The organism is Herpetosiphon gulosus (genome assembly GCF_039545135.1).
Lineage (GTDB): Bacteria > Chloroflexota > Chloroflexia > Chloroflexales > Herpetosiphonaceae > Herpetosiphon > Herpetosiphon gulosus.
In genome coordinates, this window is sequence record NZ_BAABRU010000004.1 from 110817 (window position 1) to 126377 (window position 15561).

Here is a 15561-nt window from a genome sequence, read left to right on the forward strand (position 1 = left end):
ATCGATGAATCCTCAAATTGCAAAACAATCGTCACACTATATCACGCAGCCAACCAAACAATGGATGGATCGGTTGATCCCTTGGCTGATCGTTGGGTTGTTATTGCCAATCTATTGCTTGATGAGCAGCCCAACCATCAGTACGGCCTATGGCAGCAGTGATAGTGGCGAGCTGACAACGGCACTCTGGATTGGCGCAGTGCCGCATCCACCAGGCTCACCCACTTATTTGCTGTTTGGGCAAATTGCGCTCAACTGGCTTGGTGGCGAGCCAGCGCAGCGTTTAGCGTGGTTGAGTGCCATCGCTACGGCATTGAGTGCTGGCGTGCTCGCTGCTAGTGTTGGATTAAGCGCCAGCGAGCAATCGCCCAAAATCCGTTGGAGCGCAATGGTGGCTGCTGGCTTAGGCGTTGGGCTAAGTCAACGGATTTGGCAACAAGCGCTGGTGGTTGAAGTGTATGCCTTGGCAAATTTGTTTCAAGCTTTATTGCTTTGGCTGAGTTTACGCTGGCAGCGTTGGCAACAAACCAGCACGTTGGCGGCACTTGGCTTGGTTTTAGGCTTGGGTTTGGGCGTGCAACTGCCAGTCGCCGCATGGCTGGTTGGCTTCGGCTTGTTTTGGTTCAAAGCCAAATGGTCGATTAAATGGCGGCAGATTGGGCTATTTTGGTTGATGCTTGGGCTTGGTCTCAGTTGCTATTTGGTGTTGCCATGGCGCGGTACGACGGTTCCACAAGCAAGTTGGGGTGATTGGAGCAGCGTTGAAGGAGCAATTGCCCATATCAGCGCCAGTGAATATCGTTATTTAGTTGGAGCCGTACCACTGAGCGAGCAAATTCAACGGCTCATTTTAGCTTGTCGCGATTTGCTGGCCAGCTATTGGTGGATCGTCGGGCCATTGCTGATTGGTTTTGGTTGGACAAAAATCATACCTGCTCAACGCTGGATGCTGGTTGGTTGGGCTGGAGTTACCCTGCTTTGGGCCATCAGTTATGGCGGCGCTGATGCCCAAGTCTATCTCTTGCCAATCCATGTGTTGGCTGGTTGGTTGCTGGGAATAGGTGTTGTGGGTTTAGCACAGTATCGCCAAATCGCTGGTTGGATGTGGTTAGCGCCAGTGTTGAGCTTGCTCGCATTACCCTTGGGCTGGCAATTTTCGCTACGCGATCAAACCCAAATCCGCGATCAAGCGATCGTATTATTGCAACAACAACCGCACAATGGCCAATTGCTCAGCAACGATGATCAAACAACATTTAGTGCATGGTATGTGCAAAATGTCTTGGGGATACGACCAGATGTAGAGGTTATTGATCAGCGGTTACAACAACAGCCGTGGTATCAGCAACGGGAAGAGTTACCACTTCGCTAGGATCTTTGATAATATCGACGACCACCAGAGTTAGGTCATCAGCTTGACGGGCGGCTCCCCGGAACTCATCGACCGCCGCACAATAGGCATCGATCAGGCCAGCCGTATTTTCGGCTTCAATATCGCGCACAGCGGCACACCAACGATCAAAACTATATAACTCGCGTTGCTCGTTCATGGTTTCAATCACGCCATCGGTATAGACCACCAAGCGATCATTGGCTTGCAATTGGATGGTTTGCTCGGCATAGGGGAAATTTCGAATCGAGCGCAGCGGCGTGCCAAAGGCCTCTAGCTCTTGCACCACCCCATTACGCCGCAACAGCGGGAAAGGGTGACCAGCATTGGCAAAACGTAATTGATGATGGCGCAAATTCAGCACCCCATACCAGACTGTCATCATCTGATTGACCGCATCGTCGGCGTGCAAAATGGCATTGACATGGCGCAAAACGTGGCCTGGATTGCGCGAACGGCGGGCTTCGCTGCGAATAATTGAGCGGGTCATCGCCATCACCATGGCTGCTGCCACACTCTTGCCAGTTGCATCGCCCACGATAATGGCAATCTCATCGTCGTTCAAGCGAATCAGATCATACAAATCGCCGCTAGTTTCGAGCGCAGGCTGCACCGAAGCGCCAATATCAAGGCATTCGCTGTAGTGTTGGGGCTTGGGATAGAGTTCTTGCTGCAAATTACGGGCAATCGCCAACTCTTGGCGAATCAGGGTATCTTGCATCAATTGCTGGCGAGCCGCTTGCAGCGAGATCATCGAATTATCAAGTGTGCGTTGATAAAGCCAAGCAATCGCTGTAGTTACTACAAAAAAGCTTAATATTGGTAATAGATCCGCTATCCAAGCAAAATTTGGTTGATATATTAAGTAAAAAATAATTGACATATTAATAAAAAATGCTATAAGTGCAGATTGATAGTTCACCAAAAATGTAAATAACATAATACAGATACTGCACATATACATAAACAAATTAACAGAATTACTGCTGTCTGTCGCTGCTAGTGCCATAAACATTAGATTGGAATAGGCACAAAATATAATATATGGTTTATTATTATCGACTTTTTTGCTTACATACTTAATGAATAGAAAATAACTCATATCAATTGCCAATATAAGCATTGGCATAAAGCGCATTTCTTGATTAATAATAGATGTAATAAAAATTAGTACTATAAAAAATAAATGAATATAAATAACAACATTAATAATGGTATTAAAAAAAACAGATTTTCTTACAGAATCTGTTTGATCTTCGATATTCTTAGTACTTTTAATATCAATTAGGCCCATAGTTATATATTCTTCAGCCACAATATCATTACCTATAATATTGTGGCTGAATCCTAAACCAATAATTAATACCAGCCGCTAATTCTAGCTGAGGCTCCTGATCCTTGGAAATTGGTTGCAGATGCTTCGACCTGTTGCAATTCGTCATCAGTTAAGTTAAAACCATGGTTTTTGAGAGTTTCGGCAATATTGCTACTATCCAACAGTTCTTGGCGGAAGGCTTCGTCCGAGGTGGCTTGATCGATCAGGCGTTGAAACTCCACGCTGTACTTTGAACTCATACGGGATTCCTCCAGAGTATGGGTGTTGGATTGACCATCATTATATAAAGATCTTGGATATTAGCAATAGGTCAGGAGTTCAAGCCATTCTTACAGTTCAAGCAAGCCTTCGGCTACAACAAGCAATGTATCTTTGGGTACAATCAACTGTTAGTTATGTTGAGTATATTAATGCTTGAGCGTCGCGAGAATATAGTTAATCAGATCACGATCACGATCATCAAGGCCATTCAATAAACGTTGGGGATCACGTTCGCCCGCCCAAATCTGCTCAACTGCCGCGCTGAGTTGCCAACCAAGGCTCTCAAGGTCTGCCAAGGTCAAGCGTAATTCGGCGCGTGGTAGCGCAGGATCGTCAGTTGCTGCTACAATAGCATCAAGCAAACTTGCAAAATCTTCGAGATCCATTCCGCCGCCAGCATCACTCTGTTGCACTACCAGCATTTGAATGCTGAGCAATAATTCACCGAGTTGGTCTTGCTCATGGCGTTCTAGCCGATCATACAAAAACTGAATTTGGGCTTGATCATTATTCAGCACTGCTTCGCGCAAATCAGCGGGCAGTTGTTCGATCAATTGCTCAATGGTCGGGGCTTCAGCGTAGCGGTCAAGGGCTTGCTCAATCTGGAGTTGTTGAAACTGCTCAAGTTGTTGGGCTACCAAGTGTTGTTGCTCGACTGACAGCATTGCAAAAGCGGCTTCAACCGCCAGCACATCGCCACTTTCAAGCGCTTGGAGTAAGGCTGGGGGCAAACTAGCAAGCAATTCGCGTAGTTCGGTGGTATTCATAACTGCCTCCTTTGCAGCTATCGTATCACAGAAATTTGGGGGTATTTTCATGGGGCGTTTTGTACGTTGGCTGGTGTTTCGGCTCTTACGTTTGTACTACCCTCGCATCGCCGTCGAAGGCTTGGAGCAGTTGCCACGTGGGCGGGTAATGTTTGTGCTCAATCACCCCAATGGCTTGCTTGACCCGCTCTTGTTGATGTTAATTCTCGGCCAGCCGGTGGCATTTTTGGCCAAAAATACTTTTTTCAACAACCCCATTGGCCGTTGGATGATGCAAAGCTTTGGGGCATTGCCAATCTATCGCCAACGCGATGCCGCCGAAGGCAGCAACACCCGCGATCAGAATGAAACGACCTTTGCCCGTTGTCGCCAACTTTTAGCTGATCAGCATCATTTAGCCTTATTTCCCGAAGGCACATCACATTCTGAGGCTTATTTGTTGCCGTTACGCTCAGGCGCAGCCCGGATTGCGCTCGGTGCCGAGGCTGAGCACAATTGGCAACTTGATCTCAACATCGTGCCAATTGGCTTATGGTATGAAGATAAACATATTTTTCGTTCTTCGGTGCTCTTATTAGTTGGCAAACCAATTCATGTAGCCGAATTTCAGCATGCCGAGGCTGAACGCGAACAGGCAGTTGCTGGTTTGACCAGCCGTATGGCCGAGCATTTGGGTGGCGTGGTGTTTCAGGCAGGTAATGCCGAATTACTGCGTGGCCTGCCAGTGATGGTCGGCTGGACAGTTGATCGCTTGCGCCGCAAACGCCCAAGTGGCCGCGAAGCTTATACCTCGCTCACGCCCAGCGAACGGGTGCACTTGGCGACACTCGCTGCCAAAGCCCAGCGCTACGCTCGCACATTACGGCTTTTGGGCATCGCCGACCCATGGTCACCGCAATTACCCTTAGCGACCCGTTGGCGCTTTTGGCGCAAATTTCTGTGGACAGCCCTCGCCTTTATTCCTGCCGCTTGCGGCATTGTGCTCAGTTACCCAATGTATCGGCTTAGCGGAATCGTGGCCACCCGTGTAACCAAAGAGCTAGAGGTGTTGAGCACGATTAAATTGATCGCAGGCATCGTGCTGCAACCAATTGGCTGGATTGTTAGCAGCTTGATCATCGGGTTATTGACAACCTGGCAGGCTGGCCTGATTGTGCTTGTGCTGGCTCCATTATTTGGTTTTATTGCCCTGCGCTGGAGTGAACGCTGGCGGGCAGTGCGCGAAGCCACCGCCGCTTCGTGGCTACGGTTGACCCAGCCCGACCTCACGACCCAACTCTTACAGCGCCGCCGCGATTTGGGTGAGCAAATTTCGAATACGATTTTGAGCTTGAACGATTAATCAAAAACGCAGGATCAGGCTGATCCTGCGTTTTAACATTTAAATTAATTCAACAGCCTGCGGGTTGCGTTCGAAAAACAGTTTCAAGCCACGTACACTCATCGACAAATTACCCCACAACACCAAATTCAGCGCTGGCGAAACTGGCTCGTTGGTCGGTAGCGCTCGTTCAACAATCGCCTCAACTGGCAATTCAGCCAAATGCAAATGATCACGCACATCGCGCACAATTTTGACTAAGCGTTCATGCATTTCTTCAATTGCCAAGGCTGGTACTGCCACAGTTGGGCCAAAGTGCGAAGGCAACAATTGGCGAATTGGATAGCGGGCCAAGGTTCGGAAGGCTTGCAGTTGATCGGCCAAATTAAAGGCTGGCGGCGGGGTAACTGGCATATTTAAATCATAGGTGCTCATTAAAATACCGATTGAATCGCCAGCCCACATTGTGCCCGAGTGGGCTTCCCAAAACGCCAGATGATCGGGCGAGTGGCCAGGCGTTGGCACTGCTTGCAAGCTAATCCCCTTGCCAAGATTCAGGTTTAGATTTTCGGCGGCAACCATTCGTTCGGCAGCAATTGGCTGCATCGTGCCATAGACATGCCACATCTGACCAACCGCGCGTTCGACGCTGCGCATTAAGCGGCTTGGCTCGACCAAATGTTCAGCGGTCATTGAATGCAAATAAACTTTAGCATTGGGCAAATGCTGAGTCAACATTCCTGCGCCGCCGCTGTGATCCATATGCACATGAGTTAAGAGAATGTGCTCAACTGCTTCAGGATCAATGCCCAATTGTTGCAAACCAGCTAAAGTTGCCTCAGCAGTTAATGATGTACCAGTTTCGATCAAGGCAACCTGATCGCCTTGTATCACATAGGTTGCGCCAAAACCATCGGTTGTTAGCAGGCCATTATCGATCATGGCGATATGATCGCTTAGTTGGGTGAGCGGAACTTGCATCATTGCACTCCGATTGCGTTACAAAATCAATTCATCGCTATTCTACCTGATTCAGCAAATCGCAAGCCTAGCTATTTGACAACAACAAACTGTTAGGCATCGAGTGATGCAATTTGACATGGTTTAGACGGTCAGGCTATAATAGATAAGCTACAGCGCGTCCATGGCGGCGTGCTATCAATTTTGTCTTATCTATACAGAAGCGCGAGCACGCGCTTTTGTTTCGTCTGACACCGGAGGATTCGCACAATGCCAAAACGAACTTGGCAACCAAAACGCATCAAGCGCCGCCGTGTTCACGGTTTCTTGGAGCGCATGCAAACTCGCACAGGCCGCGCCGTTTTGAAAGCACGTCGTCAACGTGGCCGCTGGAAGTTAACTGTTAGCGACAAACGCCGACCAGCAGGCCCAGGCGGTCATCGCTAGATAATGCAACGTTCACAGCGCCTTCGCTCGCCACGCGATTTTCGCCGCGTTCGCGAAGGCGGTCGTACATGGTCACATCCACTATTGGTCTTGAGCGTCGCACCAGCGCGGGCCAATCGCGTTCGTTGTGGCATTGTCGTTCGCAAGTCGCTGGGCACAGCCGTCGAACGCAATCGCTACAAACGCCAAGTGCGCGAAGCAACACGTTTGGTCTACGATCAAATTCGCCCAGGTTGGGATGTGATATTTATTGTACGAGCGGGATTTCGCACAGCGGCCTGGGAGCAGATTCAGCAGGCCGTTTCGCGTTTACTGCAACAAGCGCAGCTATGGCATGATCGTGAACAACCATCACAGGAAGATCGCCATGGGTAAGATCTTATTGGCACTCATACGCTTGTACCAGCGTTTTTCGCGATATACACCACCAAGTTGTATCTATACGCCAACCTGTTCCCACTATGGCTATCAAGCTATCGCGAAATATGGGGCATTCAAAGGTACATGGTTGACACTGAAACGGATCGCCCGTTGCCATCCATGGGCACAGGGTGGTGAAGACCCTGTTCCATAGTCTGGCACAGGGTTTTTTGCTATAACAACGTAGGAATACACGGCTATGAATTTTCTTGGTCCAATCTTTTTACCATTTCTCGAATGGCTGTTCCATCTGTTTGGCAACTTGGGGTGGGCAATTATCGCCTTTACGATTTTAGTTCGTTTGGGTATGTTGCCGCTCACGCTTAAGCAATTACGTTCGCAACGCAAAATTATGGTGATTCAGCCAAAATTGCGCGAATTGCAACGCAAATATGGCAAAGATCGCGAAAAACTCACCCAAGAAACCATGAAACTCTATCGTGAGCATGGAGCCAACCCCGTCGGTGGTTGTTTACCGCTCTTGATTTCATTGCCAATTTTGTTTGGGGTTTGGCAAGCGATTCAATTATTTGGCACCGAAGTCGAAACCACTGCTGCACAAGTACAGTTTTTGTGGTTGCCCCGCTTAACGCCCTTGATTGAAAATGGCGTGACCGTCAACAGTGCCCACGACCCCTACTTTATTTTACCCATTTTGGCGATCGCGCTCCAATTCATCACAACCTTGATGGCGATGCAACGCAACCCTGACCCACAGCAAGCCTCAATGAATAAAGTGATGATGTTTATGCCATTTCTGTTTGGCTTTATCTATTTCCAATTCCCAGCAGGGGCCACGCTTTACTCAGTCACGGGGTCGTTGATTCAATTGGTGCAACAATATTTCACCTCGGGCTTTGGCTTGTTATCCAAATATTTGCCATTTTTGCCCGAAAAAACTGGTTTCTTGCACCAACCATTGCCAGAATCGGCTACAATCACGATTGAAGAACCAGAAACCCCCAGTGATCAACCCCAGCGCCGCGATTTTTGGGCTGTGCTCGGGAAATTAGAACCAGTTGTTGATGTCAGCGCCGCAGGAGCTACCGCCGATAGTGGTAGCAGCGACATCGCAGCCGAACAAGCAATTGAAGATGTTAAGGCGCAGCTTGGCAAGCCGAAAAAACGGCGCTAGTCTCGGCTTATAATTCGGAGGAACGTGTAGGACATGGCGTTGCAAAAAGTTGAAGTACGCGCAGCAAGCGTGGCCGAGGCCGTGGCTCAAGCCCTCGCCCAACTCGGCAAAGATGAAGATGAAGCTCTGATCGAGGTTTTAGCGCAAACCGCTGATTCAGCCCTTGTCCGCGTCAGCGTCGATGATGATGAGGATGAGTTGCTCGCTGAGTATGGCGATGAGGACGATGAGGAGCAACCCAAACGTCGTCGCCGCCGTGTAGCAAGCACCGATGAGCAAACTGTCGCGCTCGCTCGCCAGTTGCTCGAGGCGTTGCTCACCCGCATGAACATCGATGCCTTTGTAACGCCAGTTGTACAGAAGGCTAAAGGCTCCGATGATGAAGAAGATACGCTAACCTTGCATATCGAGGGTGTCGATGAAGAAACCACTGGCCTGATGATTGGCCGCCGTGGCGAAACCTTGCGCTCATTGCAATATCTGCTGAATGTCTTGATTCATCGCCAAACTGGGCGCTGGTCGCAAGTTGTGATCGATATTGGCCAATATCGCCAACGTCGCCAAGATTCGCTTGAGGGCTTGGCACTGCGCATGGCTGAACGGGTACGCCAATCAGGCCGCCCAATGCCACTTGAGCCAATGAGTTCATTCGAGCGCCGTATCATTCATATGGCGTTGCGCGACGATCCGTCAGTCTATACCGAAAGTGCTGGCGAAGGTGAGCATCGAAAAATTGTTATTTATCCAAAACGCTAATCAATGGCGATTAGCGCTCGTGTTCAGCGGGTGTTGCACTCCAACGCCCGCTAACACATATCGAAGGAGTCGATGATGATTCCCTTAACTACCCTGCCCAGCACCGTCAGCATCCGCGAAGTTGGCCCCCGCGATGGCTTGCAAAATGAGGATCGTATCCTCACCACCGAGCAAAAAATCCTGTTGATCAATGCCCTCAATAATTCCGGCTTGCGCCAAATTGAAGTTGGTTCGTTCGTCAACCCGCGCTATGTGCCACAAATGGCTGATACTGCCGAGGTTTTCGCGCGAATCGAACGCCGCCCTGATGTGATTTATAGCGCAATTGCGCCAAATTTACGTGGGGCACAACGGGCAATCGAAGCTCGAGCCGATTCAGTCCAGGTCTTTTTGAGTGCTTCCGAGAGCCATAATCAAAGCAATGTGCGCATGAGCATCAACGAATCGCTGGCTGCTGCCGCCGATATTGCGCTAGCGCTCAAAGAAGCTTCGATTGAATTTGAGGCGGTACTTTCGGTGGTGTTTGGCTGTCCCTTTGAAAACGATGTGCCGATCGAGCGGGTTGTAACCATGACTGAACGGCTCTTGGCACTAGGAGCCAGCCAAATTACGCTTGGCGATACCACGGGTATGGCTCATCCTCGCTTAGTCCAAGCGGTTGTGCGGGCCTTGCGCGAGCGCTTTCCCCAAGCCCCCTTACGCTTGCACCCTCATAGCGCTCGTGGCGCAGGCTTGGCCAATGTTCTCGCCGCACTCGAAGTTGGGATCGACCGAATCGATGCGAGCATTGGCGGGATCGGTGGTTGTCCCTTCGCCCCAGGTGCGCCAGGCAATATCTGCACCGAAGATACCGTGCATATGCTCCACGAAATGGGCATCGACACGGGCCTCGATATTCCAAAATTGGTTTCATGTGCCAAATTAATTGAAAGCTTGTTGGGCCATGAAGTGCCTGGCCAAGTGATCAAAGGTGGCATTTGTGGCCATATTCCAGGTGGCAAAATGCGCCCATGGAACGAAACCGAAATTCTTGCTCAACCAGTTAGCCGCACAGTTTAAATAACTACAACCCATCCAATTGCTAGCATAATTGGATGGGTTGTAAATTCCCCGTTCTAAGACCCATGCCAACAAGCCTAACCCACAGGCTAGCGCAAAGTCATCCCCTATTTGCCTAAGCAAAACGCTACGAATCATTATAGGAGCTTGCAAAACGGGCTATAACAGGGCGGACTGATAGACCATATCATCTAAGGGCTATCAGATCTATGCTGCCAGCATTCGACATTTAACTATTGACGGGATTGCCACAATGCTTCAGCCAACACCTGCCAACAATCAAACAGCCAGCGGGCAAGACCCCGAACTTTCAGTGATTATCCCCTGTTTCAACGAACAAAAACGGATTATTCCAACGATTAATACAATCATCGACTACTTAAATAGCCTAGGTCGTTCGTGGGAAGTAATCGTCAGCGATGATGGCTCTAGCGATCAAACGATCAGCTTGGTTGAAGCCCAATTCTACCCCAACCTAACTATCATCAAAAGTCCCCGCAACCATGGCAAAGGCCATGCGGTTCGGGCAGGCATTATTGCCGCGAAAGGCAATTTTATTTTATTCACCGATGCTGATAACGCCACGCCGATTACTGAGTTGGATAAAATGCTGCCCTTATTGGAGTTAGGTAGTTATGACATTGCAATTGGCTCACGCGCTAAGCAATTACTCCAAACCAAACAACGCAGTTTAGGCCGCTGTGTGATGAGTGCCGGGCTACGCGTGATCGTCGAACATGGGCTAAAACTGAATATTCACGATAGCCAATGTGGCTTTAAGCTGTTTCATCGCACCGTTGCTAAGCATCTTGCTCAAGTCCAAACGATCAATGGTTTTGCCTTCGATCTCGAATTATTGGTGATTGCCGATATTTTTGGCTATCAAACGATTGAAATTCCGGTTGCTTGGGTTGATGTTGCTGGCTCAAAAGTCCATCCCATTCGCGATGCTTATCAATTTTTACGTGATATTATGACAATTCAAATCAATCATTGGCGTGGACGTTACCCAAGCTCAATGCCTGCCAAACCTAAATCCAAATCGCAGCATTCCAACCACTGGTTTGCCTAAACCAATCGATACGAAATAAAAAACCGCGCCTGATCTAGTTGATCAGGCGCGGTTTTGATTAAAGCTTAAACGCTTATTTGACGGTGAGTGTGCCCTTCATACCACTCGCGTAGTGGCCAGGATAGGCACAGATATAGCTATAGGTGCCAGGTTCTAAGTTTGCAGTTACGCTGGCGGTTTCACCAGTATTGATTGTTTTGGTCGTACCAAGCACTGTATCGGCACTTGGCATAAAATCAGGTGCGTTAGCCACAGCTGAATCAATAGCTTTTTGCTCCTCGCCTGGCTTGACAATCGCAAGGTTGTGGGGCAAAGTGCCAGCATTATTGAAGCTAACCGTTACTTCACCAGCGTTTGCACTCAATTCGGTTTCGACGAAGGTCATGCTAGCAGCATCACCGCTATTGACGGTTAGGCCAGCTCCGCCGCCACCAGGGGCAGCCCCGCCGCCACCAGCAGCAACCACATTGAATGTACCCTTCATGCCAGCGGCATAGTGGCCAGGATAGGTACAGATATAGCTGTAGGTACCAGGTTCAGCAATATTAAAGCTAACCGTCTCGCTACCACCACCATCAAGGGTTTTGGTATGCGATAACGAGTTTGGAGCTTCAAAATTGGTGGTGGTTGCGGAATCAGCCACAGTTTTATCTTCTTCACCGGGGTTGACCAAGACCCAGTTGTGTGGCACCACACCTTTGTTATTGAAGGTCACCTTGATTTCGCCCGTACCAGCGGTTAACTCGGTTTTAGCAAACGCCAAGGTAGCACCATCGGCACTGTCAATGGTCAAATCATTGCTCACTGAGCCAGCAACAACCACATCGGGGACACCTTTAAATACCCCCACGTTGTCATCAGCAGTACCACCGCAAGCAACCAAGCTGCTTGCCAATAAAACGCCCGCTAGCGGACGTGTCCAGCGCCGAATAGGCATCGATTTCCTCCATAAAAGCATCTGTTTGTTGGCATTCTTATGGGTGAATTATAGCATAAGGGGTCGGGCTTGGTCTCAAAAATTTAGCCTCGTTTTGCCTAGCCCATCTGGTAGCAAATTGCTAACCAAATGTTCACGAAGATTCACCAAAAGTTCCTTGACGCACTCTCAGGCACTGTTATAATACACAGCAAGAGGCTCCTGTAACGGAAAGGCCCACCCACATGCGAATTGGATTCGACAATTGGGTTAACGATAGCACGGCAGAGGCATCAGCCTGTGTCGTTTTTTGTGCCAACGCTACGGCGTGGGAACGGCTCACGGCGTTTTTCGCTATATAAGGAGGATCGTCCAATGTACTCCGATATGATTAGCAAGATCGACAAAGCCAAACGGTACGCCCAAGAACCTGAACGAATTGCAATTCAACAGTTTAGCGCTACCTTCCGTGGTGGCAACAATCATCAAGTCCAGTTGTTGACAAGTGGCGAATGGCATTGCGATTGTGAATTTTTCGCCCACTGGAATACATGCTCGCACGTGATGGCCTTGCAACGGATCTTAGAGCCAATGTTAAATGATGAAGCTCGCCGCGCCGGTTCCCCATTTACCTTCGATGAAATTGCCGAGGCGGTTGGCTAAAGTTTGCTCCCTGGTCAAGGTTGCGCCACGTTCACGAGTTGCTACTTGTCAACGTGGCGTAGCTGTTTAAAGCGAGAAGGGTTGCGCGTAAATATCACCGTCAGCAATGGCTATGGTATAATCGCGACGCAAGGAGGTATTATGTCGGATCGTCCAACACCAGCCCGCACGCGCTTTGCGCCAAGTCCGACGGGCTATCTGCATATCGGTAGTTTACGTACCGTGTTATTTAGCTGGTTGTGGGCTCGCCACACTGGCGGCCAATTTTTATTACGAATAGAAGATACTGATCGTAAGCGCTTTGTCGAAGGCGCAGAAGAGCAATTAACTAGTTCTTTACAAGCGATCGGCCTGATGTGGGATGAAGGTCCAATTGTTGGCGGTCCTCACGCACCCTATAAACAATCCGAGCGCTTGGAAATTTACCAAGCTCACGCCCAAGCCTTGATCGATAAAGGTGTGGCCTATCGTTCGTATGCGACAGGCGATGAGATTGCGGCGATCAACGCCGAACGCGAAGCTCGCGGCGAGCCAAAGCTCTTGGTGTTTCGCAATTTACCAGGCATCGACGATGCCGCTCGTGAAGCCGCAGGCGCTGATTATAATGTGCGGCTAAGCCTGAAAACCACTGGTAAAACGGTTGTGCAAGACCTTGTGCGCGGCGAAATTGTCTTTGATAATGCTGCCTTGAAAATGCCCGACCCAGTGTTGTTAAAAACCGATGGCTTCCCAACCTATGCCCTCGCTGCCATGGTCGATGATCACTTGATGGGGATCACCCATGTGCTGCGGGCTGATGAGTGGATTCCAACCTGGCCGATTCATCATCAAATTTACGAGGCCTTCGGTTGGGAGCAACCAGTTTGGGTGCATGTGCCGCAAGTCTTGGGCAGCGATGGTAAGAAGCTTTCCAAACGCCACGGCGATACGTCGGTCACCGAGTATATCGATTTAGGCTTTGTGCCCGAAGCAATTATCAATTATTTGGCCTTGATCGGCTGGTCATACGATGATAAAACTGAGTTTATGACCCTTGAAGAGTTGATCGAGCGCTTTGATCTGAATCGGATTCGGCCCTCGGGCGGGGTGTTTGATCGCGATAAGCTCTTGCATTTCAATGGGGTGTATCTGCGCAACATGGCTCCAGCCGATTTGGCCCAACGCGTTGCACCCTATCTCAGCAAGGCAGGCTTAATTAGCGCTGAGCCAACTGCTGCCGAATTGACCAAGGTTACCGAATATTTGCCCTTGGTGCAAGATCGCCTAAAATTACTCAGTGAAGCGCCTGAATTGCTCGATTTCTTCTTTGTAGACCCACAAGGCTACGACCCAGCCTTGCTTGTGCCAAAGAAGGGCGATCCGGCGCAAACTGTGGAAGTGCTGGGCCAAGTCAAAGCCAGCTTTGAGGCTGTCGAAACCTGGGATGCTCCTAGTTTGGACAAGCTCTTGCATGATTTTGTCAATCAACTTGGGCTGAAAATTCCCCAAGTGTTTATGCCTATTCGCGTTGCCATCACTGGGCGCACTACCTCGCCAGGCCTATTTGAAACCTTGGCGGTTTTAGGTAAAGCTGTGACGCTCGCCCGAATCAGCACTGCTGCTGCGGCGCTTTCCTCTGCCTCTGTATAGTTCGATTAGTCAGGAGGATGTTCAATGACGCTTGACGAAGCCAAAACCGAATTGACCAACTTGGTCTTGGGAGTTTCGCCCGATGCCGTGTTACGCTATAAAAAACGAGGCAGCGATGAGTTAGCGATTCGGGTGTATGCCCCGGCTGACCATGAAGATGCGATTCGTGATGCCACTCGCGAACGTTCAATCGCCTTGTTAACCGAACACGATTTGGATGTTCAGATTTTGATTTACGATATTTCAACCTCGCTGCCAACCGAAGAAGGTGCGGAGTAGCGTTCGCCCAACACTAGAACCAGCCTCTAGCAGCAATGCTAGGGGCTGTTTGAATTAAAGGGTCAGATCCAATGGATTCCTATCAACCAAATAGCGATGAACGTCAAGCGATGCGGGCATTTCTGCAACGTGCCGAGGTGCGCATCTCGACCATGCACCGAATTGCTGGGGTGTTTTTGAATGGGGCTGGCCTGCTGATTTTGTTGCCAGTGTTTTTTCGCGATGCAATCAGCGATATCAACAAAATCGTATTGACCCAGATTGGGCAATTGTACAATCTCTGGCAGGCGGGCCAATTCTCATGGTCGGCAACCGCCGATTTGGGCTTGTATATCTTGCTGTTTATTCCGTTTATCGCCACTTTGGGCATCCCGCTGTATGCCTTTTTGCTGTTGCTCAAGGATATTGTCTATTTCTACTTTTCCAACCAAAGCCCTGGCTTTACCCACAAATTGTTTAACCCACGTTTTATTCTTTCGGGCTTGGCTTTCTCCACCGACGAAGCGCCAGCAGTCAAACGGTTGGTGATTCAGCATCAATATAATTCCGATTTGTTGGAGTTTATTTTGCCTTTCGAGCGTCACGAAGCCGCTTTTTATGATCATGTCTATCAGCAAAGCGAGGGCTTGATCGTGCCGCCCAGCCGCGATCCAGCCCAGCTTGCCAGCCAAGGAGTTAATCAAAGCCAAGTCAGCCAGCAGGCGATCGATCGTTTTAATACGGCTTTGGGTTTATCAGGCTTTTTGGATCGCACGTTAATTGAAGAAGTAGCACGAACTGAAATTTCAGTAGTACGCTATGCGTTGTGTTTGCGGCGCTTGGTGTTGCGCTATATCAAAGCCTTGTTGATGTTCGTCTGGACAACCTTGCTCTCGTTTATTTTGGTTTCATTCCTGCAACATTTGCAACCGCTGGTGATTCTGGCGGTCGGCTATGTGGTTTGGTCGGCGCTCACGCCCTTGGTGGTGCGAATGCCCACCGACTGGATTTGGCAAGCCTTGCGTGAGGATGTCAATCTCAAGGGCGTGGCGCGTGATGAAGAGATTACCCGTTTCGAACGCTATGTGATTCGGGTTTGTCGGCTCACGCTGGCAATCGCCATTTTGACATTAATTAGTGAAATTGGGCGTTTGATTGTGCATGTTTAAGG

18 protein-coding genes are annotated in these 15561 nt (G+C 49.4%); 13 read left to right on the forward strand and 5 right to left on the reverse strand.

Going from position 1 to position 15561, the window contains the following annotated elements; genetic code table 11:
* Positions 1-4: 4 nt before the first annotated feature.
* Positions 5-1372 carry a glycosyltransferase family 117 protein gene (locus ABEB26_RS06240; RefSeq protein ID WP_345721118.1) on the forward strand — a complete coding sequence of 456 codons (1368 nt, stop codon included), beginning with the start codon at positions 5-7 and terminating at the stop codon, positions 1370-1372.
* Here the strand turns inward: ABEB26_RS06240 and ABEB26_RS06245 are convergent.
* The 3 genes from ABEB26_RS06245 to ABEB26_RS06255 form a co-directional block, all read right to left on the reverse strand.
* Positions 1308-2273 carry a PP2C family protein-serine/threonine phosphatase gene (locus ABEB26_RS06245; protein WP_345721120.1) on the reverse strand — a complete coding sequence of 322 codons (966 nt, stop codon included), beginning with the start codon at positions 2271-2273 and terminating at the stop codon, positions 1308-1310. The genes ABEB26_RS06240 and ABEB26_RS06245 overlap by 65 nt on opposite strands.
* Before the next feature lie 476 nt (positions 2274-2749).
* Complete coding sequence (locus ABEB26_RS06250) at positions 2750-2965, reverse strand: Franean1_4349 family RiPP (RefSeq protein WP_345721121.1); 216 nt, start codon at positions 2963-2965, stop codon at positions 2750-2752.
* Positions 2966-3133: 168 nt separating this feature from the next.
* Positions 3134-3754 carry a hypothetical protein gene (locus ABEB26_RS06255; protein WP_345721122.1) on the reverse strand — a complete coding sequence of 207 codons (621 nt, stop codon included), beginning with the start codon at positions 3752-3754 and terminating at the stop codon, positions 3134-3136.
* A 49-nt stretch (positions 3755-3803) separates the two neighbouring features.
* On the opposite strand from ABEB26_RS06255, the gene ABEB26_RS06260 reads away from it, so the two are divergent.
* Entirely contained in the window at positions 3804-5096 is a 1293-nt protein-coding gene (locus tag ABEB26_RS06260; protein ID WP_345721123.1) for a 1-acyl-sn-glycerol-3-phosphate acyltransferase, read from the forward strand.
* Between the two features lie 39 nt (positions 5097-5135).
* Here ABEB26_RS06260 and ABEB26_RS06265 read toward each other — a convergent pair whose 3' ends face one another.
* Positions 5136-6059, reverse strand: a complete 924-nt coding sequence (locus ABEB26_RS06265) for an MBL fold metallo-hydrolase (protein WP_345721124.1) — start codon at positions 6057-6059, stop codon at positions 5136-5138.
* Between the two features lie 246 nt (positions 6060-6305).
* On the opposite strand from ABEB26_RS06265, the gene rpmH reads away from it, so the two are divergent.
* From rpmH to ABEB26_RS06300, 7 genes are all read left to right on the forward strand, one after another.
* Positions 6306-6482 (forward strand): 50S ribosomal protein L34, encoded by a 177-nt coding sequence (rpmH, locus tag ABEB26_RS06270; RefSeq protein ID WP_012188323.1) that lies wholly within the window; start codon positions 6306-6308, stop codon positions 6480-6482.
* Between the two features lie 3 nt (positions 6483-6485).
* A complete protein-coding gene (gene rnpA, locus ABEB26_RS06275; RefSeq protein ID WP_012188322.1) occupies positions 6486-6857 on the forward strand; it encodes a ribonuclease P protein component in 372 nt (123 codons plus the stop codon).
* On the forward strand, positions 6850-7056 hold the full coding sequence (gene yidD, locus ABEB26_RS06280; RefSeq protein ID WP_012188321.1) for a membrane protein insertion efficiency factor YidD: 207 nt from the start codon (positions 6850-6852) through the stop codon (positions 7054-7056). Before rnpA ends, yidD begins: the two co-directional genes overlap by 8 nt.
* Positions 7057-7101: 45 nt before the next feature.
* Positions 7102-8037 carry a YidC/Oxa1 family membrane protein insertase gene (locus ABEB26_RS06285; protein WP_345721125.1) on the forward strand — a complete coding sequence of 312 codons (936 nt, stop codon included), beginning with the start codon at positions 7102-7104 and terminating at the stop codon, positions 8035-8037.
* Positions 8038-8070: 33 nt separating this feature from the next.
* The gene (jag, locus tag ABEB26_RS06290; RefSeq protein WP_012188319.1) at positions 8071-8793 is read left to right on the forward strand and encodes an RNA-binding cell elongation regulator Jag/EloR; all 723 of its coding nucleotides are present in this window, start codon (positions 8071-8073) and stop codon (positions 8791-8793) included.
* A 75-nt stretch (positions 8794-8868) separates the two neighbouring features.
* Positions 8869-9852: a hydroxymethylglutaryl-CoA lyase gene (locus ABEB26_RS06295; RefSeq protein ID WP_345721383.1), complete on the forward strand. Its 984-nt coding sequence runs from the start codon at positions 8869-8871 to the stop codon at positions 9850-9852.
* 253 nt (positions 9853-10105) lie between these two features.
* Positions 10106-10924, forward strand: coding sequence for a dolichyl-phosphate beta-glucosyltransferase (locus ABEB26_RS06300; RefSeq protein ID WP_345721126.1), 819 nt, complete (start codon positions 10106-10108; stop codon positions 10922-10924).
* Positions 10925-10997: 73 nt separating this feature from the next.
* On the opposite strand, the gene ABEB26_RS06305 is transcribed toward ABEB26_RS06300, so the two are convergent.
* The gene (locus ABEB26_RS06305; protein ID WP_345721127.1) at positions 10998-11861 is read right to left on the reverse strand and encodes a plastocyanin/azurin family copper-binding protein; all 864 of its coding nucleotides are present in this window, start codon (positions 11859-11861) and stop codon (positions 10998-11000) included.
* A gap of 354 nt (positions 11862-12215) precedes the next feature.
* Between ABEB26_RS06305 and ABEB26_RS06310 the strand changes: the two genes are divergently transcribed.
* From ABEB26_RS06310 to ABEB26_RS06325, 4 genes are all read left to right on the forward strand, one after another.
* Positions 12216-12503: a hypothetical protein gene (locus ABEB26_RS06310; protein ID WP_345721128.1), complete on the forward strand. Its 288-nt coding sequence runs from the start codon at positions 12216-12218 to the stop codon at positions 12501-12503.
* 141 nt (positions 12504-12644) lie between these two features.
* Entirely contained in the window at positions 12645-14132 is a 1488-nt protein-coding gene (gene gltX / locus ABEB26_RS06315; RefSeq protein ID WP_345721130.1) for a glutamate--tRNA ligase, read from the forward strand.
* 24 nt (positions 14133-14156) lie between these two features.
* Positions 14157-14411: a hypothetical protein gene (locus ABEB26_RS06320; protein ID WP_012188312.1), complete on the forward strand. Its 255-nt coding sequence runs from the start codon at positions 14157-14159 to the stop codon at positions 14409-14411.
* 71 nt (positions 14412-14482) lie between these two features.
* Entirely contained in the window at positions 14483-15559 is a 1077-nt protein-coding gene (locus ABEB26_RS06325; protein ID WP_345721131.1) for a hypothetical protein, read from the forward strand.
* Positions 15560-15561: the final 2 nt, after the last annotated feature.

Coding starts and splice junctions, on each gene's coding strand:
- ABEB26_RS06300 (WP_345721126.1), top strand. CDS start 10,106: ATGCTTCAGCCAACACCTGCCAACAATCAAACAGCCAGCGGGCAAGAC.
- ABEB26_RS06265 (WP_345721124.1), bottom strand. CDS start 6,059: ATGATGCAAGTTCCGCTCACCCAACTAAGCGATCATATCGCCATGATC.
- ABEB26_RS06240 (WP_345721118.1), top strand. CDS start 5: ATGAATCCTCAAATTGCAAAACAATCGTCACACTATATCACGCAGCCA.
- ABEB26_RS06305 (WP_345721127.1), bottom strand. CDS start 11,861: ATGCCTATTCGGCGCTGGACACGTCCGCTAGCGGGCGTTTTATTGGCA.
- jag (WP_012188319.1), top strand. CDS start 8,071: ATGGCGTTGCAAAAAGTTGAAGTACGCGCAGCAAGCGTGGCCGAGGCC.
- ABEB26_RS06295 (WP_345721383.1), top strand. CDS start 8,869: ATGATTCCCTTAACTACCCTGCCCAGCACCGTCAGCATCCGCGAAGTT.
- rnpA (WP_012188322.1), top strand. CDS start 6,486: ATGCAACGTTCACAGCGCCTTCGCTCGCCACGCGATTTTCGCCGCGTT.
- rpmH (WP_012188323.1), top strand. CDS start 6,306: ATGCCAAAACGAACTTGGCAACCAAAACGCATCAAGCGCCGCCGTGTT.
- ABEB26_RS06245 (WP_345721120.1), bottom strand. CDS start 2,273: ATGTCAATTATTTTTTACTTAATATATCAACCAAATTTTGCTTGGATA.
- yidD (WP_012188321.1), top strand. CDS start 6,850: ATGGGTAAGATCTTATTGGCACTCATACGCTTGTACCAGCGTTTTTCG.
- gltX (WP_345721130.1), top strand. CDS start 12,645: ATGTCGGATCGTCCAACACCAGCCCGCACGCGCTTTGCGCCAAGTCCG.
- ABEB26_RS06255 (WP_345721122.1), bottom strand. CDS start 3,754: ATGAATACCACCGAACTACGCGAATTGCTTGCTAGTTTGCCCCCAGCC.
- ABEB26_RS06320 (WP_012188312.1), top strand. CDS start 14,157: ATGACGCTTGACGAAGCCAAAACCGAATTGACCAACTTGGTCTTGGGA.
- ABEB26_RS06285 (WP_345721125.1), top strand. CDS start 7,102: ATGAATTTTCTTGGTCCAATCTTTTTACCATTTCTCGAATGGCTGTTC.
- ABEB26_RS06250 (WP_345721121.1), bottom strand. CDS start 2,965: ATGAGTTCAAAGTACAGCGTGGAGTTTCAACGCCTGATCGATCAAGCC.
- ABEB26_RS06325 (WP_345721131.1), top strand. CDS start 14,483: ATGGATTCCTATCAACCAAATAGCGATGAACGTCAAGCGATGCGGGCA.
- ABEB26_RS06260 (WP_345721123.1), top strand. CDS start 3,804: ATGGGGCGTTTTGTACGTTGGCTGGTGTTTCGGCTCTTACGTTTGTAC.
- ABEB26_RS06310 (WP_345721128.1), top strand. CDS start 12,216: ATGTACTCCGATATGATTAGCAAGATCGACAAAGCCAAACGGTACGCC.